Origin of the sequence: Cupriavidus sp. 2TAF22 (genome assembly GCF_052115045.1) — a bacterium.
Lineage (GTDB): Bacteria > Pseudomonadota > Gammaproteobacteria > Burkholderiales > Burkholderiaceae > Cupriavidus.
This window is the reverse complement of sequence record NZ_JBFRFX010000006.1, coordinates 1-15,264: the sequence shown is the minus strand read 5'-3', so window position 1 is coordinate 15,264 and position 15,264 is coordinate 1. Positions and strand designations below refer to the sequence as shown.

General features: G+C 67.4%; 17 protein-coding genes and 1 pseudogene. 10 read left to right on the top strand and 8 right to left on the bottom strand.

Translation table 11 applies throughout. The features are described 5' to 3' along the window. The first annotated feature begins 133 nt into the window (after nt 1–133). The 5 genes from rplM to erpA all read left to right on the top strand — a co-directional run bounded on the left by rplM (nt 134) and on the right by erpA (nt 2,928). Nucleotides 134–562, top strand: a complete 429-nt coding sequence (gene rplM / locus AB4Z48_RS09090) for a 50S ribosomal protein L13 (RefSeq protein ID WP_017226025.1) — start codon at nt 134–136, stop codon at nt 560–562. An 11-nt stretch (nt 563–573) separates the two neighbouring features. After that, complete coding sequence (gene rpsI / locus AB4Z48_RS09085) at nt 574–966, top strand: 30S ribosomal protein S9 (protein WP_441613595.1); 393 nt, start codon at nt 574–576, stop codon at nt 964–966. Between the two features lie 3 nt (nt 967–969). Then, the gene (locus tag AB4Z48_RS09080) at nt 970–1,965 is read left to right on the top strand and encodes a DUF6776 family protein (protein WP_441613594.1); all 996 of its coding nucleotides are present in this window, start codon (nt 970–972) and stop codon (nt 1,963–1,965) included. Between the two features lie 41 nt (nt 1,966–2,006). Then, entirely contained in the window at nt 2,007–2,450 is a 444-nt protein-coding gene (locus tag AB4Z48_RS09075) for a bactofilin family protein (RefSeq protein WP_441613593.1), read from the top strand. 109 nt (nt 2,451–2,559) lie between these two features. Continuing rightward, nucleotides 2,560–2,928 (top strand): iron-sulfur cluster insertion protein ErpA, encoded by a 369-nt coding sequence (gene erpA, locus AB4Z48_RS09070; RefSeq protein ID WP_441613592.1) that lies wholly within the window; start codon nt 2,560–2,562, stop codon nt 2,926–2,928. Nucleotides 2,929–3,012: 84 nt separating this feature from the next. On the opposite strand, the gene AB4Z48_RS09065 is transcribed toward erpA, so the two are convergent. Then, entirely contained in the window at nt 3,013–3,810 is a 798-nt protein-coding gene (locus AB4Z48_RS09065; protein WP_441613591.1) for a phytanoyl-CoA dioxygenase family protein, read from the bottom strand. Between the two features lie 93 nt (nt 3,811–3,903). Here AB4Z48_RS09065 and AB4Z48_RS09060 point away from each other — a divergent pair. Then, a pseudogene (locus tag AB4Z48_RS09060) lies at nt 3,904–4,814 on the top strand (LysR substrate-binding domain-containing protein). 19 nt (nt 4,815–4,833) lie between these two features. Here the strand turns inward: AB4Z48_RS09060 and AB4Z48_RS09055 are convergent. Further along, on the bottom strand, nt 4,834–5,985 hold the full coding sequence (locus tag AB4Z48_RS09055) for an anhydro-N-acetylmuramic acid kinase (RefSeq protein ID WP_441613590.1): 1,152 nt from the start codon (nt 5,983–5,985) through the stop codon (nt 4,834–4,836). 5 nt (nt 5,986–5,990) lie between these two features. Further along, nucleotides 5,991–7,370, bottom strand: coding sequence for a M23 family metallopeptidase (locus AB4Z48_RS09050; RefSeq protein WP_441613589.1), 1,380 nt, complete (start codon nt 7,368–7,370; stop codon nt 5,991–5,993). 226 nt (nt 7,371–7,596) lie between these two features. On the opposite strand from AB4Z48_RS09050, the gene tyrS reads away from it, so the two are divergent. From tyrS to AB4Z48_RS09030, 4 genes are read left to right on the top strand one after another with little or no spacing between them, the layout of a single operon-like run. Beyond that, nucleotides 7,597–8,838 carry a tyrosine--tRNA ligase gene (gene tyrS / locus AB4Z48_RS09045; RefSeq protein ID WP_441613588.1) on the top strand — a complete coding sequence of 414 codons (1,242 nt, stop codon included), beginning with the start codon at nt 7,597–7,599 and terminating at the stop codon, nt 8,836–8,838. A 19-nt stretch (nt 8,839–8,857) separates the two neighbouring features. Next, nucleotides 8,858–9,331, top strand: coding sequence for a D-aminoacyl-tRNA deacylase (gene dtd, locus AB4Z48_RS09040; RefSeq protein ID WP_441613587.1), 474 nt, complete (start codon nt 8,858–8,860; stop codon nt 9,329–9,331). 48 nt (nt 9,332–9,379) lie between these two features. After that, nucleotides 9,380–10,039, top strand: a complete 660-nt coding sequence (locus AB4Z48_RS09035; protein WP_441613586.1) for a YbhB/YbcL family Raf kinase inhibitor-like protein — start codon at nt 9,380–9,382, stop codon at nt 10,037–10,039. Between the two features lie 50 nt (nt 10,040–10,089). After that, nucleotides 10,090–10,764 (top strand): histidine phosphatase family protein, encoded by a 675-nt coding sequence (locus AB4Z48_RS09030; protein ID WP_441613585.1) that lies wholly within the window; start codon nt 10,090–10,092, stop codon nt 10,762–10,764. 11 nt (nt 10,765–10,775) lie between these two features. Here the strand turns inward: AB4Z48_RS09030 and AB4Z48_RS09025 are convergent, their stop codons facing one another. The 5 genes from AB4Z48_RS09025 to AB4Z48_RS09005 form a co-directional block, all read right to left on the bottom strand. Continuing rightward, complete coding sequence (locus AB4Z48_RS09025; RefSeq protein WP_441613584.1) at nt 10,776–11,501, bottom strand: queuosine precursor transporter; 726 nt, start codon at nt 11,499–11,501, stop codon at nt 10,776–10,778. 117 nt (nt 11,502–11,618) lie between these two features. After that, nucleotides 11,619–12,203: a BPSL1445 family SYLF domain-containing lipoprotein gene (locus tag AB4Z48_RS09020; protein WP_441613583.1), complete on the bottom strand. Its 585-nt coding sequence runs from the start codon at nt 12,201–12,203 to the stop codon at nt 11,619–11,621. Nucleotides 12,204–12,427: 224 nt separating this feature from the next. Beyond that, nucleotides 12,428–13,483: a Holliday junction branch migration DNA helicase RuvB gene (ruvB, locus tag AB4Z48_RS09015; protein ID WP_441613582.1), complete on the bottom strand. Its 1,056-nt coding sequence runs from the start codon at nt 13,481–13,483 to the stop codon at nt 12,428–12,430. A gap of 72 nt (nt 13,484–13,555) precedes the next feature. Then, nucleotides 13,556–14,137 carry a Holliday junction branch migration protein RuvA gene (gene ruvA / locus AB4Z48_RS09010; protein ID WP_441613581.1) on the bottom strand — a complete coding sequence of 194 codons (582 nt, stop codon included), beginning with the start codon at nt 14,135–14,137 and terminating at the stop codon, nt 13,556–13,558. A 56-nt stretch (nt 14,138–14,193) separates the two neighbouring features. After that, on the bottom strand, nt 14,194–15,264 hold a 1,071-nt coding region (locus AB4Z48_RS09005; RefSeq protein ID WP_441613580.1), incomplete at its 5' end, for a glycerophosphodiester phosphodiesterase.

The window sequence follows — 15,264 nt, the reverse complement described above, 5'->3', positions numbered from 1 at the left end:
AGAATTCAGGGAGAGCCTGCACATACAAGCAGGGAAGGCCAGGTCCCAAGGACCGGCCGACGACGCTAGTCATCGATCATGTGATCGGTGCGCGTCACGTAACGGGCAGGTTCTACAAGTCTCAGGAAAAATCATGAAGACCTTTTCCGCCAAGCCTGCAGAGGTAAAGCGCGACTGGTACGTGATTGACGCGACGGACAAAGTCCTCGGCCGTGTTGCCAGCGAAGTGGCACGCCGACTGCGCGGCAAACACAAGCCGGAATTCACTCCGCACGTCGACACTGGTGATTACATCATCATCGTCAACGCAGCCAAGCTGCGTGTGACGGGTACCAAAGAAACCGACAAGAAGTATTATCGTCACTCGGGCTACCCGGGCGGCATTTACGAAACGACGTTCGGCAAGATGCAGCAGCGTTTCCCGGGCCGCGCCCTGGAAAAAGCTGTGAAAGGCATGCTGCCGAAGGGCCCGCTGGGCTATGCGATGATCAAAAAGCTGAAGGTTTACGCCGAAGCCGATCATCCGCATGAAGCACAGCAGCCCAAGGCGCTGGAAATCTAAGGGGGCCATCCATGATCGGAAATTGGAATTACGGTACTGGCCGCCGCAAGAGCGCCGTGGCTCGTGTCTTCATCAAGTCGGGCAAGGGCGATATCATCGTCAACGGCAAGCCCATCAATGAGTATTTCGCTCGCGAAACCTCGCTGATGATCGTGCGCCAGCCGCTCGAACTGACCGCCAACGCACAGACCTTCGACATCAAGGTCAACGTGACCGGCGGCGGCGAAACGGGTCAGGCCGGCGCAGTGCGCCACGGCATCACCCGTGCGCTGATCGACTACGACGCTGCACTGAAGCCCACGCTGTCGAAGGCTGGCTTCGTCACGCGCGATGCGCGTGAAGTGGAACGTAAGAAGGTTGGTTTCCACAAGGCGCGTCGTCGGAAGCAATTCTCGAAGCGCTGATGTGTGTCCGACGGGTCCGGGTCACCGGATTCTGTCGAGACGGAAAAAACCGCACGGTTCGCCGTGCGGTTTTTTTTTGCCGCCGTCCTGGCCGTTGTCTGCGACGCGGCAGGTTTTACGCGCGCTTTACAATTTCCATGCCTCTTCCCGGATACAATCCCGGCACTTCCCGCCAGGAGACCTGCAGATGACTCGACCGCCAGCAAGGCCGTATTGCGCTCCGATGCCGGTGTCGCCCGCGCGGGTCATGCGCGGCGCATGAGATATCGTCTGCTGCGTCCGCGCCGTGGCGCGCTGTCGCGGCCGCTGGCCGTACGCTCGCACCGGTCCTGGCCGGTGCGCGTGCTGGGCGCGGTGCTGATGGCGATCCTGCTCGCGGCGGCGGCGGGATGGGCATATCACGCCGGCCGGGGGCTCGCCGGCGCGGGTGCGGACATGAAGGTGGAGAACCGGGCGCTGCGCGAGCAGCTCGCCTCGATGTCGGCGCAGCGGGAGCGCCTGCAGGCCGTGGCCAATACCGCCGAGTCGCAGCTGCAGATGGCGCGCGGTGCCCAGGAAGGCCTGGTCCAGCAGCTGAAGGCGGCCGAAGGCGAGGTCGCCCTGCTCAAGGAAGACCTGGCGTTCTTCGAGAGCTTGCTGCCGGCAGGCGGCAATACCTCGGGCATTCATGTGCGGAGTTTCCGTGTCAGCCTGGATGAAGCCGACACACTGAAGATGCACTACCGATTGCTGGTGATGCAGGGCGGATCGAAGGCGTTTTCCTCGATGCCGGAATTTCGCGGTGAGTTACAGTTGGTGGTCTCGCTGATGCGGGACGGCAAGCCCGTCACCCTGAACCTGGACGAAGACCAGGCCGGCTCCTTGCCGGACCTGCGCCTGACGCACTACCAGCGCATCGAGGGAACGTTCCCCTTGCCCGCGGGCGCCGCCGTGCGGGCAGTGACGGTAAGAATTTTGCAAAACGGTCAGTTGCGCGCGACCCAGACGGCCATGCCGTAGGGCCGCGCGGGGCCGGCCACTCCAGAGGGGCGAAAGGACCTATGTTGTTTTCCAAGAAAAAGGGTTTGGCCATCGATACCCTGATCGGCCAGCACAGCGTGATCCAGGGCGACCTCACGTTCTCGGGCGGCCTGCGCCTAGACGGGCGCGTGCGCGGCAACGTGACGGCATCGGCTGACCAGGCAAGCATGCTGGTCATCAGCGAAAAGGGCGTGGTCGAGGGCGAGGTCCGCGTCGGGCACCTGATCCTCAACGGAACCGTGACCGGTCCCGTGCATGCATCGGAGCTGCTGGAGCTGCAGCCGCACGCGCGCGTGCACGGCGAAGTCCATTACGCCGCGCTGGAAATGCACCAGGGCGCGCTGGTGGAAGGGCGGCTGGTGCCGCTGGGCGTCAGCGAACCGAAGGCGCTGCCCAACCTGTCGCTGGCGAGCACCGCGCAAGGCTTGCCGGAAGCGGCCGAGGAATCGCAGAAAACCGCCTGATGGCGCACCTGCTGCGTGCAGGGAAGGCAGAAGCCCTTGAAGTTGCGGGGTTTCGGCACGATCTTCCCGGAGCGCTTAAAATACAGGCGTATCTAAATAGGAGAACCCCATGAACGCAGTCGCAGAGGCACCCGTAACCGAGGACATGCCGGCCCCGTTCGTCTTTACCGACAGCGCTGCCGACAAGGTCAAGCAGTTGATCGAGGAAGAGGGCAATGCCGACCTGAAACTGCGCGTCTTTGTGCAGGGCGGCGGCTGTTCCGGCTTCCAGTACGGCTTCACCTTCGATGAAGAAGTGAACGAGGACGACACCACCCTCAACAAGAACGGCGTCACGCTGCTGATCGACTCGATGAGCTACCAGTATCTGGTGGGCGCCGAGATCGACTACAAGGAAGACATCAACGGCGCGCAATTCGTGATCAAGAACCCCAACGCCAGCACGACCTGCGGTTGCGGCTCTTCGTTCTCGGTCTGACGTACCGGCGGCAAAGAAAAAAGCGCACTTCGGTGCGCTTTTTTGTTTTTCCGCCTTTTGCTCCCTGCCCAGGCCGGAGCTGGCCTACGGCGCACGGCGCCAGACCACGGGAAACCAGTCTTCGCGCATCCGCTCTCCATCGGCCAGCCCGATGCCGGGAAACGGCGGCGAGGTCCGTCCCGGGCGTCCCAGGTAACGCACGTCATCGCCGAGGAAGCGCGCCGAGAAGGCGCGGCGCCGCCCCGTCCCGGTGTTGCCCGCCGCGCCGTGCACGGTGCGGAAGTCGAACACCACCGCATCGCCAGGCTGCAGTTCCGGCGCCAGGAGCGCATGGCTGCCGTCTTCCACGTCGGGCATTTCCATGAACTTGTCCTCGCCCGCGTAGAAATTCTCATTGCTGGCCCAGCGCTTGGGCCGTACCAGCCGGGGCCAGCGGTGCGAACCCAGCACTACGCGCAGCGTGTTGGCCGTGGTGACCGGGTCCAGCGGTATCCAGTAGCTCGCGGTCTGCAGCCCGTCCACGCAGTAGTAAGGCAGGTCCTGGTGCCAGGGCGTGGGCTTCGCCGTGCCCGGCTCCTTGACCAGGATGTGCTCGTGGAACACCTGCACGGCAGCGGCCTGCATCAGCTGCCCGGCAATGCCCGCGGCCGGCGAGTGCCGGATGAATTCGGAGAACGGCGCAATGCGCTGCCAGTTGCAGTAGTCCTCGAAGAAGCGGCCGCGCTCGCCGTCGCCGACGTTCTCGATGGCAAAAGGCCCCGGGCTGGCGAGATTCTGCTCGAAGCCTGCGCGCAAGGTGGTCACCCACTCGGTAAAGGCGCCGCGCAGCACCAGCGCGCCGTCGCGCTGGTAGTTCTCGATATCGGTGGGGGATAGGGTCACGATGTTCCTGTGGGGGCTGGGCTGATGACCAAGTATCGTGGCGGCCGGGCAATAGGAAAACTATATATTTCCTATGCTGTAGTATAGGAAATCATGATTGGTTTCTCCTTCCGCCAGCTCGAATACTTCGTTGCCGCCGCCGAGCACGGCAGCATCAGTGCCGCGGCGCGGGCCCGGCATGTATCGCAGCCGTCGGTTTCGCTGGCGATCGCGCAACTCGAAGGCGTGCTCGGCGAGACCCTGTTCCGCCGCCAGGTCAGCCGCGGGCTGGAGCTGACGCCGGCCGGCCAGCAATTGCTTGGCCGCGCGCGCGACATCCTGGCGCTGGCGACGGGTCTCGCGGTGAAGGGTGGGGAGGGTGCGAGCGGGCGCGGCCTGAGCGGGCAGCTATCGCTGACCTGCTTCCAGGATCTCGGTGCTTACTATGCCCCGCGCCTGCTGGCCGGATTCCGCCGGCAGTACCCACATGTCTCGGTAACGCTGTTCGAGGCCGACCTGGCCGCCGTGCACCGTACGTTGAGCGCGGGCAAGGCGGAGCTCGCTCTGACCTATGACCTCGGCTTCGACCAGCGCATCGCGCGCTGGGTGGTGGCGCGGCTGGCACCGTACGCGCTGCTGCCGGCGACCCACGCGCTGGCGTCGCAGCCGAGCGTCAGCCTGGCCGAGCTGGCGGGTGAGCCGCTGATCCTGGAAGACATTGCGCAGACCCGCGAGTATTTCCTCTCGCTGTTCTGGGCGCATGGCTTGCGCCCGCGCCTGTACCAGTACACACAGACCTTCGAGATGCAACGCGGGTTGGTGGCGCATGGCTATGGCGTGGCGCTGTCGTGCACGCGGCCGGCTGGCGATCACAGCTACGATGGCGAGCCCATTGCCTGCCGTTGCGCGAGGCCGTGGCGCCCCAGCGCGTGGTGCTGGCGCAATCGCCCGCGATGCGGCCGTCACCCGTTGCCGAGGCGTTTATCCGCTGGGCGCGCGAGGCCGGGCACGCCGAGCCGGCTTGAAGGGCGGCCCGGCGCCCTGCTAGCGCGGATACAGCGCGCCGAGCACGCGCGGGCCTGCCGCGCCGGTGACGGTGGGGACGTTGCCGGGCGAGCGCAGTAGCATCTGGCGCGCCAGCCAGGCAAAGGCGATGCCTTCGACCTGCGAAACCGGCACGCCGAAGTCGTCGGAGCTTTGCACCGTTACCCCCGGCAGCGCCTGCGCCAGCAGGCGCATCACGAAGCCGTTGCGCGCGCCGCCCCCGCAGACGATCAGGCGCGCGGCGCCCCGGGCATGCGCGCGCACGTCGCGGGCGATGGCCTCGGCGGTGAGCGCGGCCAGCGTGGCCTGCACGTCGGCGGGCGGCAGCGCCGTGCCGGGCCCGGCCAGGTGCTGTTCGAGCCAGGCAGGGTGGAAGAGGTCGCGGCCGGTGCTCTTGGGCGGGGCCACGCCGAAATACGGCTCGGCCAGCAAGCGCGCCAGCAGCGTGTCGTTGATCCTGCCGCTGGCGCCCCAGGCGCCGTCAGCGTCGAAAGCCCGGCCGTGGTGGCGCTCGATCCAGTAGTCGAGCAGCACGTTGCCAGGACCGCAATCGAAGCCGGTCACCGGCGCGCTGTCCTTGCCCGCGCCCGCTGCCGGCAGCACGCTGATATTCGAGATCCCGCCGATATTGCAGGCCACCCGCGTCTCGCCGGCGTCGCCGAACAGGGCCTGGTGCAGCGCCGGCACCAGCGGAGCGCCCTGGCCGCCCGCGGCCACGTCGCGGCTGCGGAAATCCGCCACCACGTCGATGCCGCACAGTTCGGCCAGCAAGGCTGGCTGCTGGCTCTGGCGCGTATAGCCGGTGCCATCGTACTGGCCAGGACGGTGGCGCACGGTCTGCCCGTGGGCGCCGACCGCCGCGATGGCCGCAGCCGCCAGTCCCGACTCGCGCAGCAGCGCGGCCACGCAGCCGGCGTACACGCGCGCCAGCCCGTTGGCGGCCAGCGCCTCGCGATGGATCTCGTCGTCGCCGGGCTGCTGCAGTCCGGCGAACGCCTCGCGCAACGCCGCCGGGAACGGCTGGTGGGCCGCGGCCAGCACCGCCGGCCGCGGGCCGGAGAAATCGACCAGCACGCCATCCGCGCCGTCCATGCTGGTGCCGGACATGATGCCGATGAAACGGTCGGTAGAGGCGGGCGACGGGCTTTGCATGCGGGCTAGTTGTTGTTGCTGGCGACGTTGTAGGTGCGCAGCGCGTTGATGCGGCTGAGCAGCCCGCTGGTGTAGTTCAGGAACTGCTGGCGCGCGGCGCCCGACAGGGCCGGGGTATCCAGCGCGGCGATGGCCAGCGGGTTGAGCGGCACGTCGTTGACGCGGAACTCATAGTGCAGATGCGGGCCGGTGGCCCAGCCGGTCTGGCCCACGTAGCCGATCACCTGTCCCTGCGTCACATGCTGGCCGCGCCGCATGCCGGCGAAGCCCGACAGGTGGGCGTAGTAGGTCGAGTAGCCGCTATGGTGCTTGAGGATGACGATATTGCCGTAGCCGTTCTGCTGGCCCACGAACTCCACTTCTCCGTCACCCGTGGCCTGCACCTTGGTGCCCGTGGGCGCGGCAAAGTCCACGCCCTTGTGCTGTGCCCAGTTGTGATGCAGCGGATGGTCGCGCCCGCCGAAGCCGGACGAGATACGCGAGAACTCCACCGGCGAGCGCAGGAACGGCCGCTTCATGCTGCGCCCGTCGAACGTGTAGTAGGCGCCTTGCTTGCTGCCTTCCTGTGCGTACCAGAGCGCCTGGTGCAGCTGGTTGTGGTTGATCAGCTCGACCGCCACCACACGTCCGTTGCGCACGAAGGCGGCGTCGCGGTAGCCTGCCTCGTAGACGATGCGGAAGCGGTCTCCGGTGGTGATGTCGTGGTGGAAATCGATGACGCCGGAGAAGATCGAGATCATCTGCTCGACCACGTCGTCGGGCACGTCGGCCGCGTCCATGGCCTTGAAGAAGCCGCCCGCGGCGATCGCGCCGGACAGCATTTCGTAGTGCACGTCGTTCTTCACCGACTGCACGCGCGCCTTGTAGACCGGGGCGGCGAGCTCGCCCGCGCGCTCGATCACCAGCTCGCGCGAGGATTCCGCATCGCCGCCGAGGTTGGCCTGCAGCGATACCAGCAGGTTGTTCTGGTCTGCCTCGGCCTGCACGTTCTGGCCGGGCTCGAGCGCAAACAGGCCGCGCGCGGTGGCATTCTGGCGGATAAACGCTTGCGCGTCGGGGTCATCGATACCGAGGCGCTTGAGCAGGGTGGCGATGGTGTCACCGCGCTGCATGCGCGCTTCGCGCACAAAGGTGTCGTCGGTCTCGGTCAGCTGTTCGAGCTGGGATTGCAGGTCGGGCAGGCGAATGGCCTCCCGGACACGCGGAGCGAGCGGGTCGTCGAAGGCATTGCGCGGCGCCACGCCCATGGCGGCGGCCATGCCAAGCGTGAACACCGTGCCGACCGCAGCTGTCAATTGCTTGCGCCGGCGCGCGTGCAGCGCGTTGGTGGGATCGACGAGAACCACCAGCTCGCGCGCGAAAACTTCGCGGAGTCTGGACCACATCACGTAAAATTCACTCTTTGGTTCGGGCCGCGCTGCCGCGACGATCTGCTTCGTCTTGCCTTCCTCTCCCGAGGTGCGGTGCGTGCCATATTGGTTTGCCGCCGTAGAATGGCGGTTGGCCCGCGGGATGCGTCCCGCCGGCACAAGAGCGCGAATTATACCAAAATCGGCCGCCGGCCGTTTTTCGTCCGCGTCTGAATTCTCATGTTTTTCAAAGACTTACGTCATGACTGAAGTTTCCCCCGGCGCTGCCACTTCCTACCCCCTCACGCCCACCGTGATGCACGCCCTGGAGGTGTCCAAGCGCGGGTGCGACGAACTGCTGGTCGAATCCGAATGGCTGGCCAAGCTCGCGCGCAGCGAGGCCACCGGCGTGCCGCTGCGCATCAAGCTGGGCCTGGACCCGACCGCACCGGACATCCATATCGGCCACACCGTGGTGCTCAACAAGCTGCGCCAGCTGCAGGACCTCGGCCACCAGGTCATCTTCCTGATCGGCGACTTCACCTCCACCATCGGCGACCCGTCCGGGCGCAACGCCACGCGCCCCCCGCTCACGCGCGAGCAGATCGAGGCCAACGCCCAGACCTACTACCGCCAGGCCAGCCTGGTGCTCGATCCCGCCCGCACCGAGATCCGCTACAACAGCGAGTGGAGCGACCCGCTCGGCGCGCGCGGCATGATCGAGCTGGCGGCCAAGTACACGGTGGCGCGGATGATGGAGCGCGACGACTTCACCAAACGGTTCCGCTCTGGGATTCCGATCTCGGTCCATGAGTTCCTCTACCCGCTGATGCAGGGCTACGATTCGGTCGCGCTCAAGGCCGACCTCGAGCTCGGCGGCACCGACCAGAAATTCAACCTGCTGGTCGGGCGCGAGCTGCAGAAGGAGTACGGCCAGGAGCAGCAGTGCATCCTGACCATGCCGCTGCTGGTGGGCCTGGACGGCGTGGAGAAGATGTCCAAGTCCAAGGGCAACTACATCGGCGTGACCGAGGCCCCGAGCGAGATGTTCGGCAAGCTGATGAGCATCTCCGATGACCTGATGTGGCGCTACTTCGAGCTGCTGTCGTTCCGCCCGATGAGCGAGATCGACCTGATGAAGCAGGAGATCGCACTGGGCCGCAACCCGCGCGACTGCAAGGTAATGCTCGGCCAGGAGATCGTCACGCGCTTCCACAGCGCCGCCGACGCCGAGCGCGCGCTGGAGGACTTCAACCATCGCGCGCGCGGCGGCGTGCCCGACGACATCCCCGAGGTCAGCCTGTCCGGCGCGCCGCTGGGCATCGCGCAGCTGCTCAAGCAGGCCAACCTGGTGCCGTCCACCTCGGAGGCCAACCGCAATATCGAGCAGGGCGGCGTCAAGATCGACGGCACCGTGATCAGCGACAAGGCAGTGAAGATCGAAGCCGGCAGCTACGTCGTGCAGGTCGGCAAGCGCCGCTTCGCGCGCGTGACCCTGGCGTGAACCTGCGCCGGAGACGTTCATGATCGCCCTGATCCAGCGGGTCGCACAGGCCCGCGTCACCGTCGAAGGCCGCACCACCGGGGAGATCGGTGCCGGCCTGCTGGCGCTGGTGTGCGCCGAGCGCGGCGACACCGAAACCCAGGCCGAGCGCCTGCTCGCCAAGCTGCTGGCTTACCGCGTGTTCTCCGATGCCGGCGGCAAGATGAACCTGCCGGTGCAGGACATCGATGGCCGTGGCACGCGCGGCGGCCTGCTGGTGGTGTCGCAATTCACGCTGGCGGCCGACACCAACAGCGGCGCGCGCCCGAGCTTTACCCCGGCCGCCGCGCCAGCCGAGGGCGAACGCCTGTACAACCACTTCGTGGAGCGCGCCCGCGCCGCGCACGGCGAGGTCCAGACCGGCGAATTCGGCGCCATGATGCAGGTCAGCCTGGTCAACGACGGGCCGGTCACCTTCTGGCTGCGTGTGCCGCCGGCGGGCGCAGCCGCCTGAACCCACATGGCCGCGTCGCACGCGGCGCAAACCAGCAAGGAGAGACGCATGAAAATCTGGAGCAAGGCTTTCGCCGACAACGGGCCCATTCCGGTCGAGTTCGCCTTCGGCGCGATGGATCCCGCCGCCCATGTGGCGCTGTCGAACAACCGCAATCCCGACCTGCACTGGGACGAGGCGCCAGCCAGCACACGTTCCTTCGTGCTGATCTGCCATGACGCGGACGTGCCGAGCCGCGGCGACGACGTCAACCAGGAAGGCCGCGAAGTGCCGGCATCGCTGCCGCGCGTGGATTTCTTCCACTGGGTGCTGGTGGACATCCCGCCCGGCCTGCGCTCGATCTCCGCCGGCAGCCACAGCGACGGCGTGATCGCGCGCGGCAAGCCGGGCCCCGAGGCGACCGGCGGCACCGCGGCCGCGGGCGGCCTGCGCCACGGCCTGAACGACTACACCGGCTGGTTCGCCAACGACCCCGACATGAAGGGCGACTACTACGGCTACGACGGTCCCTGCCCGCCGTGGAACGATACCCTGCTGCACCACTACGTGTTCACGGTCTATGCGCTCGATCTCGACCGCCTGCCGCTCGACGGCACCTTCACCGGTGCGCAGGTGCGCGAGGCGATCCAGGGCCATGTGCTGGCACAGGCGTCGATCACCGGCACCTACACGCTCAATCCGAAGCTGGCCGGCGGCACGGCGAAGTAATCCGGCCGGCGGCGCGCGCAGGAAATGCAAGGAAACGAAAAGGAAACGGCATGTCGCAATTGCCCGGGCCGCATTCGCTGGCCTTTACCCACCTGATCCTGATTCGCCATGGCGAGACCGCGTGGAATCGCGAGCGACGCCTGCAGGGGCAGCTCGACATTCCGCTCAACGCCACCGGCGTGGCGCAGGCCGACGCCCTGGCGCAGGCCCTGGCCGCCGAACCGATCGACGCGGTCTACGCCAGCGATCTCTCGCGGGCGATGCAGACGGCGACACCGCTGGCCGAGGCCCTCGGCATGGCGGTGCGGCCCGATGCGCGCCTGCGCGAACGCTGCTATGGCACGCTGGAGGGCAGGACCTACGCGGAGGTGGCCGAGCAATCGCCCGAGGATTTCGCCCGCTGGCAGGCGCGCGTGCCGGACTACGCGCCCGACGGCGGCGAGTCCTTGCTGTCTTTCCATGAGCGCGCGGTGGAAGCCGCGCTGGCGCTGGCGCGCCGCCACCCCGGCGAGCGCATCGCGCTGGTGGCGCATGGCGGCGTGCTGGACTGCCTCTACCGCGAGGCCAACGACATGACGCTGGAAGCGCCGCGCCAGCACGAGCTGCTCAACGCCAGCATCAACCGGCTACGCTGCGACAGCCAGCGGCTGACGGTGATGCAGTGGGCCGACGTGGGCCATCTCGAAGCGCTGGCGCTGGACGAAGTCGATCGCCGCGTCCCCTAGCGGGCAGCCGCTCACACACGCAGCCGGAACGGCGTGAAATCGGTATTGCGGTCGTACCAGTCTTCGCGCTCGGCGCGCTTGAGGAAGCCCACCACCTTGTAGGTGACCGGCGTCATCACGACTTCCCAGGCTGTCTTCAGGATGTATTGGGCGATCGCCACCTGGATCACCTTTTCCAGCGGCCAGATGCCGTAGAAGGCGATCACGTAGAACAGGGAGGAGTCGACCAGTTCTCCGGCCAGCGTGGAGCCGATGGTGCGCGTCCAGAGCCAGCGGCCCTCGGTCCACAGCTTCATCTTGGCCAGCACATAGCTGTTGGCAAAACTCCCGCAGCAGAACGCGATCAGCGAGCCGAGCACGATGCGCCAGGTATTGCCGAACACGTCTTCCAGGCTTTTCTGGTAGTCGCCCATGAACGGCGCCACCGGCATCTTCAGTACCACCAGGCTCATGAAGGTGGCGAAGGCGAGCGCGGCAAAGCCCGCCCACACCACGCGGCGGTCGCGCCCGTAGCCATAGACCTCGGTCAGCACGTCGCCGAAGATATAGGAAACCGGGAAGAACAGCACCCCGGCGCCGAAGGTCACCGGCCCGATCAGCGGCAGCGTGACCTGCGCGGCCTTGGCCGCGCCGATCAGGTTGGAGCACAGCAGGACCGTGACGAACGCCACCATCACAAGGTCGTAGTAACGGTAGACGCGCCCGGTGTAGCCGGGCGTGGCGGTCGACATGGTCATGGCGGTTCCGGAGGGGCGGCAGTGCGGCGATTATGCCAGCCACGCCGCCGCCGCGCCCGCCGCCTTCAGCCCCCCCGCAAGCTGCCTGCAAGCCCACGGCCCCACAGCCCCACAGCCCTACAGGTTCAGCTTGCCGACCTTGGCGCCGTCCAGCGAGATATCGAACATCAGCCCGGCGTTGGTCTGCACGAAGCCGATCACCGGTTGCTGCCCGGTGACGGTATCGATCGAGCCGTTGGCGCCAATCTTCGCGACCGCCACGCTGGCATCCGCGCCGACAGTCCAGCCGCTGCTGTTGACGAACTTGCTGTAGGCGTCCGGCGTCATGAACATGATGATGACGGACTTGGATTGCCCGCCGGCGGTGAGTCCGAACGAGGCCGAGGTGGTGCGGTAGTAGCCCACCGCGGCGCCGTGGGAGCGCAGCACGCCTTCGCCGTACTCGCCCCCGATCACGAGACCTGCGGACAACACGCGCGGGAAGATCAGGATCCCCTGCGCACGCGAGGCCAGGTCGCGCGCACTGCCGGCGGTGGTGAACAGGCGGTTGAGCGCGCCGTCCGCACCTGCGTCGATTTCCTGTTTCTTGGCCGCCGCATCGGTTGGCGCATTGGTGCCGGTGGTGGTGCAGCCCGCGGTGAAGGCGGTGGCCACGAGCAGGCCCGAGCCCGCCATCCGGGTGACAAACTGGCGTCGATTCATGTGCTCTCTCCTGACAGGGAAGAAATAGGCCGGCGCCATGCCGCGGCGGCCGGGACTAAGTCATTGTGGACAAGGAGGCAGCCGCCAGCAATGCGCGACAAAAGAATTGTCTGCGGTGCACGAAAGTATTTAATGCGGGGTGCGCGGCACCGCAGCATGGCCGGCGCCGGCGCCGGGCGGCCGGAAATGGCCGCCGGTGGCGGCCGCGCGGCGGGGAATTGCCGCTATGCAGCGGGTTCGGCGTCGCCGCCGGGCGCGGACAGCCCGAAATGCAGGTAGGCGGCGGCGGTGGCCATGCGGCCGCGGGGTGTGCGCTGCAGGTAGCCTTGCTGGATCAGGTAGGGCTCCAGCACGTCCTCGATGGTGTCGCGCTCCTCGCCGATCGCCGCGGCCAGGTTGTCCACGCCGACCGGCCCGCCGCCGAACTTGTGCAGGATGGCTTCGAGCAGCTTGCGGTCCATGAGGTCGAAGCCGACCACATCCACATCCAGCATGGCCAGCGCCGCGTCGGCGGTAGCGCGTGTGATGGTGCCATCGCTTTTGACCTCGGCAAAGTCACGCACGCGCCGCAACAGCCGGTTGGCGATACGCGGCGTGCCGCGCGCGCGCCGGGCGATTTCCAGCGCGCCGAGCGGATCGATGCGCGCCCCCAGCAGCTGTGCCGAGCGGGTGACGATGCGTCCCAGTTCCTCCGCGGTGTAGAACTCCAGCCGCGCGACGATGCCGAAGCGGTCGCGCAGCGGGTTGGTCAGCATGCCGGCGCGCGTGGTGGCGCCCACCAGCGTGAACGGCTGGAGGTCCAGCTTGACCGAGCGCGCGGCGGGCCCCTCGCCGATCATGATGTCGATCTGGTAGTCCTCCAGCGCCGGGTACAGGATTTCCTCCACCACCGGAGACAGGCGGTGGATCTCGTCGATGAAGAGGACGTCGTTGGCTTCCAGGTTGGTCAGCAGCGCGGCCAGGTCGCCGGGGCGCTCCAGCACCGGGCCGGAAGTCTGGCGCAGGTTCACGCCCATCTCGCGCGCGATGATGTGCGCCAGCGTGGTCTTGCCCAGGCCCGGCGGCCCGAACAGCAGTACGTGATCGAGTGCCTCGCGGCGGTTGCGCGCGGCGTGCATGAAGATGTCGAGCTGGCCGCGCACCTTCTCCTGGCCGACGTATTCGTCGAGCAGCTTGGGGCGAAGCGCCCGCTCGAAGGCCTCCTCGTTGGGAGAGGCGGTGGTGGGGGCGATCACGCGGTCGCCCCCGCGGTCGGGGACCAGCTTGTCGGTTTCGATCATGGATGTGCTACGGGCAAAGTGGCTCGATTGTAGCCCGTCCGGGCCAGGCTACCCGCGCTCGGGCGGCCCCGCTCAGCCCTTCGAGAGGGACTTCAGCGCCAGCTTGATGCCGTCCGAGACGCCGGTGCCGGCCGGTACCTGCTTGATCGCCAGCGCCGCTTCCTTCTCGGAGTAGCCCAGCGCCAGCAGCGCGTTGAGGATGTCGACGGCATTGTCGTGCACCGGCGTGCTGCCTGGCGCATGGCCGAGTTCCGCGCCGAGCTTGCCCTTGAGTTCGAGCAGCAGGCGCTCGGCGGTCTTCTTGCCGATGCCCGGCACGCGTGTCAGGCGCCCGGCCTCCTGCAGCGTGATCGCCTGCGCCAGTTCTGTGACCGACATGCCCGACAGCACGGCCAGCGCCATGCGCGCGCCGATGCCGGTGATCTTGATCAGTTCGCGGAAGGTATTGCGTTCGGTGGCGGTGCCGAAGCCGTACAGCAGGTGCGCGTCCTCGCGCACGATCTGCTGCGTCAGGAGCGTGACCGGATGGCCCACCGCGGGCAGGTTGTAGAAGGTGCTCATCGGCACGTCGATCTCGTAGCCGACGCCGTGGCAGTCGACCAGCAGATGCGGGGGATTCTTCTCGATGAGGGTGCCGGCGATGCGTCCGATCATGGTGTGTGGTGTCTGCAGCGAAGCGAAAGTGGGCGCCAGTGTAGCCGAGCCGCCGGCTAGCGTCCCGGGGTATCGACGGCCTGGCGGCCCAGCGCCGGGTCGTCGGTGAAGAAGCCGTCCACGCCTGCCGCCAGGAAAGCCTGTACCTCGCGCACCATGCCACCCGGGCTGCGGGTGCCATCGTCGCCGCCCGTGCGCAGGTTGCGCGGCAGGAAGCTGTTCTCGGGGCGGAAGGTGTAGGGATGCACCAGCAGCCCGGCGGCATGCGCGTTGCGCACCAGCGCCGAAGGCGTGCCGAGGTCGCCGTTCGCGTCGCGCGGCACCACGCTGGATTTCTCCGGCCCGATGCCGTTGGCGTAGCTGGCCACCTCGCGCAGTCCGACCGGCGTCATCATGTCGGCGTAGGTGCGGGTGTCGCCGGCCAGGCGCCAGTCGGCGGGGCGCCCCTTCGCGCTGCCCATCAATTGCACCAGCTTCACGTTGGGCATGCCGCTGCCCAGGCGCTGGCGCAGCTCGCGCAGGTTGCCGGTCTCGAACGACTGCACATAGACCGGGGCGCTGCGCGTATAGGCGTGCGCGCGCAGCGTGGCCACCAGCTTTTCTTCCAGCGGCAGGCCGATGCCGCGGAAATAGCTCGGATGCTTGGTTTCCGGATACAGGCCGATCACGCGCCCGCTACGCTGCGAGGCAGTGGCCACCAGCTCGATGATCTCGTCGAACGTCGGGATCTCGAACTGGTCGTTGTACTGCGTATTGGCGCGGCGCAGCTGGGGGATGCGCTCGCGCGCGCGCAGCGTCTTGAGTTCGGCCAGCGTGAAGTCTTCGGTGAACCAGCCGTCGAGACGCTCGCCGTCGATGACCTTGATGCGCTTGCGAGCGGCAAACTGCGGCAGCGCGGCGACATTGGTGGTGGTGCCGATCTCGTTCTCATGGCGGGCCACCAGCACGCCGTCGCGCGTCATCACCAGGTCGGGCTCGACCACGTCGGCGCCATCCTCGATGGCGCGCGCGTAGGAGGCCAGCGTGTGCTCGGGGCGCAGGGCACTGGCGCCGCGATGCCCGATCACCAGCGCCTTGGGTGCCGCCGCGGCAGGGGCCGCGGGCGCGCCGGCCGCCGGCGCGGTGGG

What these genes read in the sequence shown, in the direction of transcription:
- rplM (WP_017226025.1), top strand. Translation starts at nt 134, where the DNA reads ATGAAGACCTTTTCCGCCAAGCCTGCAGAGGTAAAGCGCGACTGGTAC.
- rpsI (WP_441613595.1), top strand. Translation starts at nt 574, where the DNA reads ATGATCGGAAATTGGAATTACGGTACTGGCCGCCGCAAGAGCGCCGTG.
- AB4Z48_RS09075 (WP_441613593.1), top strand. Translation starts at nt 2,007, where the DNA reads ATGTTGTTTTCCAAGAAAAAGGGTTTGGCCATCGATACCCTGATCGGC.
- erpA (WP_441613592.1), top strand. Translation starts at nt 2,560, where the DNA reads ATGAACGCAGTCGCAGAGGCACCCGTAACCGAGGACATGCCGGCCCCG.
- AB4Z48_RS09055 (WP_441613590.1), bottom strand. Translation starts at nt 5,985, where the DNA reads ATGCAAAGCCCGTCGCCCGCCTCTACCGACCGTTTCATCGGCATCATG.
- AB4Z48_RS09050 (WP_441613589.1), bottom strand. Translation starts at nt 7,370, where the DNA reads ATGTGGTCCAGACTCCGCGAAGTTTTCGCGCGCGAGCTGGTGGTTCTC.
- tyrS (WP_441613588.1), top strand. Translation starts at nt 7,597, where the DNA reads ATGACTGAAGTTTCCCCCGGCGCTGCCACTTCCTACCCCCTCACGCCC.
- dtd (WP_441613587.1), top strand. Translation starts at nt 8,858, where the DNA reads ATGATCGCCCTGATCCAGCGGGTCGCACAGGCCCGCGTCACCGTCGAA.
- AB4Z48_RS09035 (WP_441613586.1), top strand. Translation starts at nt 9,380, where the DNA reads ATGAAAATCTGGAGCAAGGCTTTCGCCGACAACGGGCCCATTCCGGTC.
- AB4Z48_RS09030 (WP_441613585.1), top strand. Translation starts at nt 10,090, where the DNA reads ATGTCGCAATTGCCCGGGCCGCATTCGCTGGCCTTTACCCACCTGATC.
- AB4Z48_RS09025 (WP_441613584.1), bottom strand. Translation starts at nt 11,501, where the DNA reads ATGACCATGTCGACCGCCACGCCCGGCTACACCGGGCGCGTCTACCGT.
- AB4Z48_RS09020 (WP_441613583.1), bottom strand. Translation starts at nt 12,203, where the DNA reads ATGAATCGACGCCAGTTTGTCACCCGGATGGCGGGCTCGGGCCTGCTC.
- ruvB (WP_441613582.1), bottom strand. Translation starts at nt 13,483, where the DNA reads ATGATCGAAACCGACAAGCTGGTCCCCGACCGCGGGGGCGACCGCGTG.
- ruvA (WP_441613581.1), bottom strand. Translation starts at nt 14,137, where the DNA reads ATGATCGGACGCATCGCCGGCACCCTCATCGAGAAGAATCCCCCGCAT.